The 12084-nt window shown below is 50.3% G+C and carries 12 protein-coding genes; all 12 read right to left on the bottom strand.

The window, feature by feature from the left end; all coding sequences use genetic code 11:
• Positions 1–3542: YhdP family protein (locus tag AC4PME_RS13920; protein WP_491224257.1), on the bottom strand; the 3542-nt coding region annotated here is incomplete at its 3' end.
• Between the two features lie 15 nt (positions 3543–3557).
• Positions 3558–5024 carry a ribonuclease G gene (rng, locus tag AC4PME_RS13915; RefSeq protein ID WP_119502856.1) on the bottom strand — a complete coding sequence of 489 codons (1467 nt, stop codon included), beginning with the start codon at positions 5022–5024 and terminating at the stop codon, positions 3558–3560.
• A complete protein-coding gene (locus tag AC4PME_RS13910) occupies positions 5021–5605 on the bottom strand; it encodes a Maf family protein (RefSeq protein ID WP_490708141.1) in 585 nt (194 codons plus the stop codon). Before AC4PME_RS13910 ends, rng begins: the two co-directional genes overlap by 4 nt.
• Positions 5606–5613: 8 nt before the next feature.
• On the bottom strand, positions 5614–6093 hold the full coding sequence (gene mreD / locus AC4PME_RS13905) for a rod shape-determining protein MreD (RefSeq protein ID WP_442858433.1): 480 nt from the start codon (positions 6091–6093) through the stop codon (positions 5614–5616).
• Entirely contained in the window at positions 6086–6976 is an 891-nt protein-coding gene (gene mreC, locus AC4PME_RS13900) for a rod shape-determining protein MreC (protein ID WP_490708140.1), read from the bottom strand. Before mreC ends, mreD begins: the two co-directional genes overlap by 8 nt.
• A 51-nt stretch (positions 6977–7027) precedes the next feature.
• Complete coding sequence (locus AC4PME_RS13895) at positions 7028–8071, bottom strand: rod shape-determining protein (RefSeq protein WP_119502859.1); 1044 nt, start codon at positions 8069–8071, stop codon at positions 7028–7030.
• 345 nt (positions 8072–8416) lie between these two features.
• Positions 8417–8875, bottom strand: coding sequence for a pilus assembly PilX family protein (locus tag AC4PME_RS13890; RefSeq protein ID WP_490708139.1), 459 nt, complete (start codon positions 8873–8875; stop codon positions 8417–8419).
• Entirely contained in the window at positions 8859–9713 is an 855-nt protein-coding gene (locus AC4PME_RS13885; RefSeq protein ID WP_490708138.1) for a PulJ/GspJ family protein, read from the bottom strand. Before AC4PME_RS13885 ends, AC4PME_RS13890 begins: the two co-directional genes overlap by 17 nt.
• Positions 9713–10294, bottom strand: a complete 582-nt coding sequence (locus tag AC4PME_RS13880) for a type IV pilus modification PilV family protein (protein ID WP_119502862.1) — start codon at positions 10292–10294, stop codon at positions 9713–9715. Before AC4PME_RS13880 ends, AC4PME_RS13885 begins: the two co-directional genes overlap by 1 nt.
• Positions 10284–10856 carry a pilus assembly FimT family protein gene (locus tag AC4PME_RS13875; RefSeq protein WP_491046198.1) on the bottom strand — a complete coding sequence of 191 codons (573 nt, stop codon included), beginning with the start codon at positions 10854–10856 and terminating at the stop codon, positions 10284–10286. The genes AC4PME_RS13880 and AC4PME_RS13875 overlap by 11 nt, the downstream gene beginning before the upstream one ends.
• A gap of 12 nt (positions 10857–10868) precedes the next feature.
• A complete protein-coding gene (locus AC4PME_RS13870; protein ID WP_303572141.1) occupies positions 10869–11363 on the bottom strand; it encodes a type II secretion system protein in 495 nt (164 codons plus the stop codon).
• A 55-nt stretch (positions 11364–11418) separates the two neighbouring features.
• Positions 11419–12054, bottom strand: a complete 636-nt coding sequence (locus AC4PME_RS13865) for a pilus assembly FimT family protein (protein ID WP_491529639.1) — start codon at positions 12052–12054, stop codon at positions 11419–11421.
• Between the last annotated feature and the right edge of the window lie 30 nt (positions 12055–12084).

The raw sequence follows: 12084 nt of genomic DNA, 5'->3' as shown, positions 1-12084 counted from the left end.
GTATAGCCTTTGATGTTGATCTCACCGGCACCACCATCAATTACGGTATCGCCGGTATACGCCTTGCCGTCAGCGATGGACAAGGTACCGCTCATATCATCATAAAAGAAGCCCTTCGCGAACACATCACGGAAATCCAGGCTCAGTTTACGCACCAGTGAATTCAGGCTGAAAAGGGTAAAAATACGGGAGCCTTTATCACTGACTTCGCTGAGATAACCGTCTGACAAAGACCACTTTACATCGCCTGTCAGGGTTTCTGCACTGAAATCCATGGGGGATTTTGCCCAGCTTAAATCAAAATTCATTCTGGCGCCTGAGTCTTTAATGCCACTGTCGACGCCCCAGTTTTTCAACATCATGCCCACATCATCACTTTCCAGCGAACCGCCCAGTAAAGTGTTGTTGTCGTCGCCGTCAAAGACCCATTTTCCTTTTGCTGAAAACTTGCCATGCTTACTCACTGCACTGAGTTGCCGTATATCCAGACCAGACGTTGCTTTCGCCACATCCAGCGTTACCTCGCCTAAATCTTTATCGAGGAATATGCATTGTTTACAGTGGAAATAGACCGGCGGTAACGTATTCGCATCCCAGTTATGGGCCACGCCTTCATCTTCTGATTCCCAACTTTCAAAACGGATATAGTCAGCTTCAACGGCAACGCCCCGCGCCAGCCAGTCATCATACAAATTCACCGTCGCTCTGGCTTCCGTGGCGTTAATATCCAGCATCCAGTTATTGTTTTGCTGCTTGGTGGTAATTTTAGCGTTATGCAGATTCTGACCGGCAATCACCAGGTTACCGGCATTAACAAATATACGTTCCGGCACAGAAAACAACGCGTTTTTCTGCGTACCGGGTTCGCCGCCACTGCCCATGCCGTTTACCAGTAACTCGATGGTTTTGTACCAGTCCGTCACATTCACAACATCCATGGCGGCAGAGATACTGAAACCAATTCCCATGCCTACAAAGTCGCTGTCACCCAAAGCCAGGTGGGCGCGGGAAAACTGCATTTCCTGATGAGGCAGTACACCTTCGAAGCGCACATCATCCCCTAAGCTGGCTTTCACCGTTGAGGCTTGCTTGTTCCCTTCACTAATCACATTGAACAGTAAATCACTGTCTGCTGTTTTGGCAAAAGGGGCTGGCAACTTTGAACTAAGGCCGGTTAACGGCGTAGTGATATTCGCACGGTAACTGAATCCTTCCGGCGGAATACGCAATGCGACAACGGCCTGCCAGTGGGCATCACCGGATAAATAAGTGTCGAAGTCAGGGTTAAACTCAGCCAGCAGAGGATTAATGTTCCAGGTACCATCCAGCGACAGATCCACCAGATAATCTTCGTCTTCCTGCTTGCCGTCAAAAGATAACCTCACCGGCTGCCCGAGCAACGACGCCTCTAAATCAGTGAACTGCACCTTTTCGTTTTCAAAGCTGACTTTACCGGTAGCGCCGGCAAAATCCATTTTTACGCTGCTCACGTGAACATCGTTCCCGGGCAGGGTCACTTCTCCCCGGGCAATAACCTGGTTACTGTCGAAAGGAATTTCAAGATGTAAGCCGGCAGACAGGTCTCCCTTTATCTGCACATCTTTATCCAGTAATCGTCCCAGCGAACCGGATAAACTGCTCTGCAGCATAAGTGAAGTGACATCCGCACCTCTGGCATTACCCGTGGCATCGATAATCACTTTTGAGTCGCCCCGTAAGGCAGGGATCACAGCAGTCATATCACTCACAGCAACACCACCAAGTGTGCCGCCCGGACTGTGCATAGTCAGGCTGTCGTTCTCGAACAATAAAGTAAGGTCCAGCCCTTCCAGTGGCAGCCAGTCATCAGAGAAGCGGAAGGTGCTGCCGTTTACCTGTACTTTGGCCTGAAAAACCCCTTCATTGCTGCTGAAAGGAAACTCTGCCGGCTTACCCTGCCAGAGTATAGTGGCCCCTTCTATTTGCCCCGGCCCGACGAAAGCCCGGTTGAGAAAAGCCGTTGTGTTTTTGCCAATTACCGGACCAGGCAACAAGTGCTGTATATCTTTTACCGGACGGGACGCGATGTCAGCACTTACCGACAACTCCCGTGATGTGGTATCAAAGCGGAATGCCGGTTGAAACGATAATTTATCCGACTGCACATCCAGTTTGTGGCTCTGGACAACCCAGTGATTGCCGTCATCAAGGGACTGCCGGTAAACAAACACTTTCCCTCTCAGCTTGCTTACCTGCACTGATTCCGGTAGCAAATTATCGATGTCCAGGGTGCTGTCATCTGCAGATAACAACACCACACCTTGTTTCTTATGCCAGAAAATATCCATGTCGAGGTGAGAAAGCCCGGGCACATAGCCATCCTGATCCCAACTCACGTCAATGAGTTTTGCTGCCAGGTCGAACCCTTTCGGCTGCAGTTTTACCTGTAGTGTAGCCAGTTGACCACCCGGGTTGATATCGCGGATATTGTCATCGGCGGTATCGTCTGTGAACAGGGGTAATAACACCAGAAAAGGGTTCACCGGTGCCGGCTTCACCGTATTCACCAGTAATTCATTATCCGATACGGTTCCTACCAGATCTGTGACCAGGCTCTGATCGTTGGCATCAAAAATGAGCTGATCAACACGGAAATGCCATTTGTCTTTAACCGGTTGCGCCTGAATGCTGCCGCCGCGGATCCCCGAGTTAAACACCAGCGCATCGTCGCCACCCCACGCCAGCTTACTTTCGTGGAATTCGGTATAAAACGCACTGAAGTGACTTTCTTTTACTTCCGCCCAGACTTCAAAATTCGCCCGGCTCTCACGCAACGGACGCCGCGTCGCCAGCAAGCCGCTGACCCAGGGAGAAATATCCAAATCCTCTGCACGGGCGTACATCACACCATCCAGTGAATCAGGGGTACCGGTGAGATCGAGAATAAAAGAAGCCGAGTTATTTGCCAGTTCCTGTACCCGCACTGCGCCGGTGCCCTGGTGACGCCGGTCTTTGTTGATCCAGCTCAGTGACTCCAGTTGCAGTACTTCCCGCTCATTATTGCGGGTAATCGCAACCTCACCGTCAGTAAGTGAGAAACGCTGTAACTGCTCAAGGAAAAGGCTTTTAAGGGCATCGACGACAGGAAAATCACTCTCACCGGCACCGTCAAGACGGTCGGCATCGATTTCGAGTGTCAGTGCGTCCAGAGTAAAGGCATTGGAAGACAACATCCGTAAGCGCAGGCTTTCCCAGAAGTCGATTTCCATGTGGACTTGTTTAATGCCAAGTGCCACCGGAGAAGAGTCGCCATTGGCGAGCACCACATCATTCAATACGATGCTGGGGCCTGATTTTTCCCAGTCAGCCTGAACGCTGCCGATTTTGAGATCGACACCGTATTTTTCACTGACATAGTCTTCGAGCAGGTATTTTTTATGGTCGATATGAGGCAATGCGTAGCGCATAACGCTCAGCATGACAGCAAACAACACTAAAAAGACTGCCAGCAGCATCCACAGCTTTTTTACCAGCCAGGTGGCTACCTTACCTGCTTTACTCACTTAACGGGCACCGCCTTACATCATGACTACGTCGTATTTATCCTGGTTGTAAAGCGGCTCTGTCTGCACTTTAATCTGCTTAGACACAAACACTTCCAGCTCAGCCAGAACATGGGATTCTTCACCCAGCAGCGCATCGGCCACATTTGGCGAAGCATAAATAACAAATAATTCTGCGTCATAGGCACGGTTAACACGCACCACTTCACGCATAATTTCAAAGCAAATCGTCTCGATAGTTTTTACCGAGCCCCGGCCTTTACATACCGGGCACAATCCGCACAGGGTATGCTCAAGACTTTCGCGGGTGCGTTTACGGGTCATTTCAATCAGACCCAGCGAGGTAAACCCGTGAATATTAATCTTTGCCCGATCTTTCACCGTTGCCGCTTCCAGACTATTTAAGACACGCCGTTTATGATCCGGTTCCGACATATCAATAAAGTCGATGAGGATCATACCACCCAGATTGCGCAGCCTGAGTTGCCTTGCGATAGCCAGCGTGGCTTCAATGTTAGTATTGAAGATGGTCTCTTCCAGATTGCGGTGACCGACAAACGCACCGGTATTAATATCGATGGTGGTCATCGCTTCTGTCTGATCGATAATGAGATAACCGCCGGATTTAAGATCGACCCTGCGATCTAACGCCCGCTGTATTTCATTTTCAACATCATACAGGTCAAAAATGGGCCGGTCGCCACGGTAGTACTCCAGTTTGCTTTGCAGTTCGGGAACATATTCGGCGGTAAATTCCCCTAATTCCCTGAAAGACAAATTGGAGTCAATACGGATACGGTCCAGCTCAGTGCCAACAAAGTCCCGCAGCACCCTGCGGGCCAGGGGCAAATCTTCATACATGATGTGCTGCTTCTTGCGGCCCATCCGTTGTTTGATTTTATTCCACAACCGGCGCAGAAAAGCCGCGTCGGAAGAGAGTTCCTGTTGCGATACGCCCTCTGCGGCGGTTCGCAAAATAAAGCCGCCTTCATCGTCACAGTATTCCTGTACCAGATTCTTCAGCCGCTCCCGCTCCGCTTCGTCTTCAATGCGCTGGCTCACGCCAACATGGGTGACACTGGGCATGAACACCAGATAGCGAGACGGGATTGTGATGTCGGTAGTCAGCCGCGCGCCTTTCGTACCGATGGGATCTTTCACCACCTGCACAATAATGTCCTGACCATCACGCACCAGCTCGCGGATATCCCGCTTTTGCAGCTGACTGCTGGATACCTCATCAACAATTTCATTGTGGACAACGATGTCTGATGCATGCAAAAAAGCGGCTTTATCCAGACCGATATCCACAAACGCTGCCTGCATGCCAGGTAGCACACGGCTCACTTTCCCGCGGTAAATATTCCCCACCAGCCCTTTCTTGGTGTGCCGCTCTACGTGCACTTCCTGAAGGATACCGTTTTCGATTAATGCGACCCTGGATTCAGAGGGCGTTACGTTGATTAGCAGTTCTGCACTCACGATGAAATTCCAAATTCTTTCAACAAACAACGGGTCTCGTACAATGGCAGACCAATCACTGAACTCACACTGCCGGATACCGATCTGACAAACTGACCGCCAATGCCCTGAATGGCATAACTTCCGGCTTTATCTGCAGGTTCTCCTGTCTCCCAGTATGCGGCAATATCGTCGTCGGTGACAGGGGCGAAAAGTACCTTTGTGCATACGCACAGTGTTTTTGATTGACCACCGCAATAAATACTCACGGCAGTCAGCACTTCGTGTTCCTTGTCAGACAAAGCTCTGAGTGTGGCGAAACAATCATCACGGTCTGCCGGCTTACCTAACGGCCGGCCCTGAAAAGCAATGAGCGTATCTGAAGCCAGCACCACATAAGACGAATCCGCATCTGCGTTCAGACGCTCACTGGCAACCCTTGCCTTTTCAGCCGCCAACCGCGTCACCATGGTTTCAGGAGATTCTCCGTCGAGGGGAGACTCATCGATATCGACAGGAAACTGACGATGAGCAAACCCCATCTGGTCAAGTAATGCAGTGCGGCGGGGAGAAGCAGATGCCAGAATAAGTTGCGCTGACATAACGCCTCCTAATTAATATTGAGTTGTCTGCGTGCTTTACGGAGCAGCCAGAATATCCATGGCCATAAGATCATCGTGCTGAGGACAGGCCATAAATAGCTGAGCTGAAAAGGAATGCCGGTGAGAAGGTGCTGAAGCCAGAATAAAACGGTGTGATAGAGCGCACTGATAAGGCCAATGATAATAGCCTGTTGCCACACCGAGTAGTTGCGTAAACGCTGATAGTTAGCCGCCAGTGTAAACACCGATAAACTCAGGGAAAAACTGTGAATCCCCAGCGACGTCCCCAGCAAAATATCCATGGCAATTCCCGCCATGAAGGCCACGCCTACATTCACGCGGTGAGGCAATGCCATGGTCCAGTAAGCCAGCACAATGAGCACCCAGTCCGGCCGGTAAATATCGACCTGGATAGGCAGAGGCACAATTTGTAAAACCAGTGCAATGAGTAAAGTGGCAATAATGGCAGAGTGGCGGGTCTTAATCATTCTCACCCTCCTGGCCTTCATCACCGGCGGTACTGACACCATCAAATTCCGCTTCCCCGTCATGATGTTCCGGCCACAACAACAGCAAATACTTCAGCCTGTCCAGCCGTGCAAGAGGCGTAGCGGCAACAATGGCAAACGGGCGGCTTTCGTCCCGGGTCACCCGGCTGACCTGTGCCACCGGATAACCCTCCGGAAATACCTGTCCTAAACCTGATGTCACCAGAATATCCCCGACTTCCACGTCCACACTATGAGGGACATGCTCCAGCAGCAGCTCATCGAGAGAGCCGGTACCACTGGCAATAAAGCGGATATTATTGCGTACTGAGCGTACCGGCACAGCATGAGTCACATCAGTGATCAGCACCACCCGGCTGTTCGTCGTACCCACTTCCATCACCTGGCCCACTACGCCACGGTCATCCAGCACCGATTGCGACAGGAACACATCGTCCAGGGCTCCTTTGTTGATCACAATTTGCTGGCTGAAAGGACTGTTTTCAACGGCCATCAGCTCTGCCACCTTTTTACGCACGTCCGGCTTTGCCGGCGTATCCAGTAAGGCACGGAGTTGATCGTTTTCAGACTGTAAAACATCAAATCGCTGCAGGCGTTCGCTCATCAACAAAACCTGATTGGTCAACCGCTGGTTTTCTTCAACGAGATCTTCATGGGAGGTAAGACGTTGCGCGCTGGCGCTGAGCAGTACGCTGGGAAGGTTCGCAAGATATTGCAATGGACTCATCAGTGAGTTCATGTACACGCGCGAAGACTGAAACGCATCAAATTTCGAATCTGCGATTATCAGCGCCACCGACATTACCAGCGCAAGAATGAGGCGGCTAATCAGTGAAGGTCCGCGTGTGAAAATCGTATCCATATTACCCGTGATACGCAGTAAGGCTACCTTGCGGTAGCCTTTCTGGTTTGATTATTCGTAGCTGAACAGGTCGCCGCCATGTATATCAATCATGTCGAACGCTTTACCGCCACCGCGGGCTACACAGGTTAGTGGATCATCTGCCACCACTACCGGAATACCGGTTTCTTCCATCAGTAAGCGGTCCAGATCTTTCAGTAACGCACCACCACCGGTAAGTACCATGCCGCGTTCAGAAATATCTGAAGCCAGTTCCGGCGGAGACTGCTCGAGGGCAACCATGACCGCAGACACGATACCGGTTAACGGTTCCTGTAAGGCTTCTAAAATTTCATTGGAATTCAGCACGAAGCCACGGGGAACACCTTCCGCCAGATTACGGCCGCGCACTTCAATTTCACGTACTTCATCACCCGGGTAAGCAGCACCGATTTCGTGCTTAATACGCTCTGCGGTAGCTTCACCGATGAGTGAACCGAAGTTACGACGCACATAGTTGATGATAGCTTCGTCAAACTTATCACCACCAATGCGTACGGAAGAGGAATACACCACACCGTTCAGTGAAATAATTGCAACTTCTGTGGTACCACCACCGATATCGACCACCATGGAACCGGTGGCTTCTGATACCGGTAAGCCCGCACCAATAGCAGCCGCCATCGGTTCGTCAATCAAATACACTTCGCGGGCACCTGCACCCAGTGCAGATTCTTTAATGGCACGGCGTTCTACCTGAGTAGAACCACAAGGTACGCATACCAGCACTCGCGGGCTGGGACGCAGGAAATTATTATCGTGAACCTGTTTAATAAAATGCTGCAGCATTTTTTCAGTCACATAGAAGTCAGCGATAACGCCGTCTTTCATTGGACGGATAGCACGGATATTACCCGGCGTACGGCCAAGCATACGCTTAGCTTCAGAACCCACAGCTGCGACACTTTTTGGTCCTGATGCCCGTTCCTGACGGATTGCTACCACTGATGGTTCGTTAAGTACGATGCCCTGATCTTTTACATAGATGAGCGTGTTAGCCGTTCCGAGGTCGATGGACAAATCGTTGGAAAACATGCCTCGAAGCTTTTTAAACATGAAATGCCAGTTCCTGTTATTGCGCCTGCATACCTTTCTTCGGGCATGGCTTGCGGCGTGACTGCGAAATGAAGATATATATCCGCACACTTTAACAATGGGCACTACTTTGGGCAAGCAAATAGCCCCCTAAGGCGCACAAAATACCGCTTCGCTGGTCAGCTTAAATGATTGAGCAGAATTTTAGTTCAAAAATCAGCCAGCAGGGGAATTGTTTCGTCATGTAAAAGTGTGCAAAAAGAGTGACAATCACCACTCTGAACAGTCGTTAGACTGAGAAGACGGCATTCCGTTCAGGAAAAGTTCAGGAAAATCCGGAGGCAAAGGAAAACACACCAGGCAAGACTAATAGTTGAAAGGTTTAGTCATGTTGTATGTGTTTGATTTCGTCGCCACCATATCACCGGCAGCGCAGGTGCCGGTGGATTTAATTTCATAATGGTACTCTGTCTGATTACTGCTGACAGGGATTGAACGGGTGGTACACCGGACCACGATTGTACAGCCTTCAAACCCTTGAGTATTCACCACCAGACTGTCCAGATTGAAAGACGTCTCGCAAATATGCAGATTGCCGTTAACCGGCTTAATCGCATGAGCCAGTATTTCGATCCCCACCAACGATGCCTGCTCAGCCCGCTCGCCCATGACCTCATACACAATGGTTTTTTCTGATGACTGCACCATTGACGCCATTGAAATACCAATGAGTGACAGCACTACAATGGCAAACATCGCCAGTACCAGCATGCTGCCGCGTTGTGATGCGGGTAAAGCGCAGGTTGTTTCAGGGTTTGAACGCAACGTGCACCTCCTGAAAATGATTAACCTGTTCACCGTTATCATTAAACTGAAGGTTTATCCTGACGAAATTGCTCTTTCCGGCAGGGCCGGCAAATACCATAAACGGATCGTTAGCAGCATAGGTAGACGCCGGATTACCTGACAAGGGGTTTGTAACATGCTCAGCCACAATTACGGCACCAGACAACGACAAAGATTGCGAAGTATTCATATTTTCTTCTTTGCGATATACGTTCCCATTCGCCACACAGTAGCTGATTGTCCGGTTAACAAAATAGGCATAGTGATGGGGTGATGCCTGCTGAAAGGCGCGGTCTACCTGCACCTGAATGACATCATCACTGTCATCACGGGTGAGGCAATGCCCGTCTCCGTCATCTGAGCATCCTGTTACCCGCGCTTTTCTGTTACGAGACTGATCGTACACGTCAGCAGGTTGCAGGGGATAAATGACGATGTGCTGATCATTAGCGACAATATGGTAATTACCATCCGGGTCATGTGGCCAGAACATATTAATCGTGCGGTTGGACGTCGAACCAAAAGGTGCGGTGGCATAGCTGGCAGGCCAGACGACCGGGGTAAATTCAACGCAGTGCACACCACTGTTTCCGGCGATGCGAAAACTGTTTGGCACAGCACGGGCCATTTCCCTCTGCATGCGCGTTACGGCGAAGCGGCCCTCGTTCATCAGTTGCTCTCTCTCAACACTGCCGGCAAACAGCAACATGGTATTCCCCATAAAGCTGCTTATTCCCAACCCCACAATACCCAGAATCACAATCACTGTAACAAGTTCAATCAGGGTGAAGCCTTTCTGTACACTGAACTTCGCCATCAGATATTCCACTTATAAGCAGAGAACACAACCGTATCGCCACCCGGTGTGGTAATAAAGACGACAATGCGTTTTATATTCCCGGTATAGGTACCGGTATCGTATACGCCATCCTGATTGGTATCGTCATCGTCTATGCCATCGGTATTATCATCGTAGTGCACCCGGACAAACAGCGAAAACCCCTGATAAAGTGGTGAGCCGTCAGGCGCGATAAGTGCAACGCCACGGCTGTCAGTAATACCGGCCCCGGATTGGCTTAGCAGGTGATAATCATCCACATCATCCCAGTTTGCTCTGACTTCACCGCTACCCGGTCCGAATTCACTGGTATAAGAACAGCGATTACCCTCATTACACCGGGGGTCGTCGGGATTGGAACTGGAACGCACATCAAATTTTTTACTGTTAATTTCCGATAACAATGCCCGCCCGAGTTCCGCTGCACGGGTTTGCCAGATGGGTTCAAGGCTTTTCTTTGATTGTTCAGCAATGAGCTGCACAGACGTGGCCAGCACAATGGCAAATATCACCATCCCGATAACCGTTTCCAGTAATGTAAACCCCCGGTTAGCATTCATAGATGAAGCCCTGGCTGTTTACGCACACACTGGCGGTTGATTTGCCGGCAAATGAAATACGGCAACCGGAACCTGAAGCGCACAGAGCGCCGGGGGTCAATGGTTTACCCACACTATTAAAGCCGATATAGACCGGCGCAGAGGCATTGCCATCGTAGCCCGACATAGTGACTTCCAAGGCACTCATTTCGCCATTATTCGTACGGAGGTGGCTGGCAGCGTTGAAATCAATGCCGCTCTGACAGGACGCGGATGCACTGGCAGATGCCAGAGTGGCCACTGGCGGGCCGAAATTGAGCGATGACGGGGAATAATTGAAGTTCAGCCGGTGACAATATCCGTCACGGGTGTCCTGCATGGCCTGCATCTGAACATGCCTTAGTGCGCTAAGCAGGCGCTTCTGCAGCAGGAACTCGTTGTACCCCTTGCCGTCATCGAAGCGTGAAATCGCTACCACCGATAACACACCCAGTAAAACTATGATGATGACAAGTTCAACAAGGGTAAAGCCCGACTGAACTCTCAAGGTTGCAGGACACAGATGCCCTACGCGCTTTCTCATTGATACTTCCGGTTAGCAGCCCTGATCCTGTACGACAATAACAGGTGCCGTATTGGCATTCGCTGCCTCAGTGTAAATAAGCTGACAAGCATCAGCTTCTGTCGCGTTATATGCTGTACCTTCCGGCGTAATTGTAAACTGGCCGGCTGCCGGAGAACCCACAGTGATTGTCCAGTCAGCGTCGCTGAATTCTACCCAGTAGTTCAGGTTAGTGATGGAAGCCACTTCGGCATCCGGATAGCCAAAATCCGTATCTACTGTATTGCCGTTGATAGTTATCTGAGTGGTTGCATCACCGGCATAGGCCGTGCGCTGTTCACCGGCAATGGCAGATTTTGCATAAACCAGTTGCATACCGCTGGTCAGTGCCGCTTTAGCACCTTGCAGGGTAGATGCACGGGCATCGCCTTGTAAATCAATGAAACGGGGCGCTGCCGTCACGGCAAGAATACCTAAAATTACGATCACAATGACCAGTTCGATAAGTGTAAAACCACGTTGTTGCATGTTCAGTACCTCTAAATAGGAAATTAACTATATATATTATGGCTCAAAATCTTTCTCAGGTAGTTATGGATTGATCGCTATTGTTAGTGAACACAATAACCTGACCTATCCTTGAGTCGTATATGAATCCATTTCCCTGTGTGTTATCGACTGGCGCAGTATTTAAGTTCTTGATGGTTTGACTTAAATAATAGTAGCACTGGTCATTTCCGCCAGATCCTGTACCACTGCTTACAGCGGTATAGTAACGAAATCGTTCCGTGGGAATATTTTGCCAGTTAGCAGTAATGGTCGGTGCACTCTGCATGATCAGACTGAAAATGCTCTGGCAATCTGCATTACTCATACTGGTATCTTCCGAGCTGCCATCATTCGCCAGTTGCCCGGTAGGGTAGCCGGTGTCACTGTCGACCCCTACACGCACGCCATCCAATGTGACAAAGGTTTGATTCGTGCTGTCGTTGTCCTGCGGACGGGCCTCAAGTTCCCATTGCGCCCGTACCAGCCCCACGCCGGTGGCAAAGCCGCCTGCCACACCTTCAACGGTGGCATTTTCCGCATCTTCGGTTACGTCCAGAAACCGGGGAATGGCCACTGCAGCCAGCAGGCCAAGCAATACCACAACAATGGTCAGCTCAATCAGCGTAAAGCCGGCCTGACTCTGTGTTGCCCGATAACGCTGTATATCCATGTTTCTGTTCTCCCGTTTTTCTGCATGCTG

The organism is Alteromonas sp. (genome assembly GCF_984505615.1).
The sequence above is the reverse complement of the archived record's forward strand: the minus strand, read 5'-3'. Positions and strand labels throughout refer to the sequence as shown.

Bases quoted from the DNA above. Each gene is read 5' to 3' on its own strand.
- AC4PME_RS13910 (WP_490708141.1), bottom strand. From the start codon at position 5,605: ATGTCAGCGCAACTTATTCTGGCATCTGCTTCTCCCCGCCGCACTGCA.
- mreD (WP_442858433.1), bottom strand. From the start codon at position 6,093: ATGATTAAGACCCGCCACTCTGCCATTATTGCCACTTTACTCATTGCA.
- mreC (WP_490708140.1), bottom strand. From the start codon at position 6,976: ATGGATACGATTTTCACACGCGGACCTTCACTGATTAGCCGCCTCATT.
- AC4PME_RS13895 (WP_119502859.1), bottom strand. From the start codon at position 8,071: ATGTTTAAAAAGCTTCGAGGCATGTTTTCCAACGATTTGTCCATCGAC.
- AC4PME_RS13885 (WP_490708138.1), bottom strand. From the start codon at position 9,713: ATGGCGAAGTTCAGTGTACAGAAAGGCTTCACCCTGATTGAACTTGTT.
- AC4PME_RS13880 (WP_119502862.1), bottom strand. From the start codon at position 10,294: ATGAATGCTAACCGGGGGTTTACATTACTGGAAACGGTTATCGGGATG.
- AC4PME_RS13875 (WP_491046198.1), bottom strand. From the start codon at position 10,856: ATGAGAAAGCGCGTAGGGCATCTGTGTCCTGCAACCTTGAGAGTTCAG.
- AC4PME_RS13870 (WP_303572141.1), bottom strand. From the start codon at position 11,363: ATGCAACAACGTGGTTTTACACTTATCGAACTGGTCATTGTGATCGTA.
- AC4PME_RS13865 (WP_491529639.1), bottom strand. From the start codon at position 12,054: ATGGATATACAGCGTTATCGGGCAACACAGAGTCAGGCCGGCTTTACG.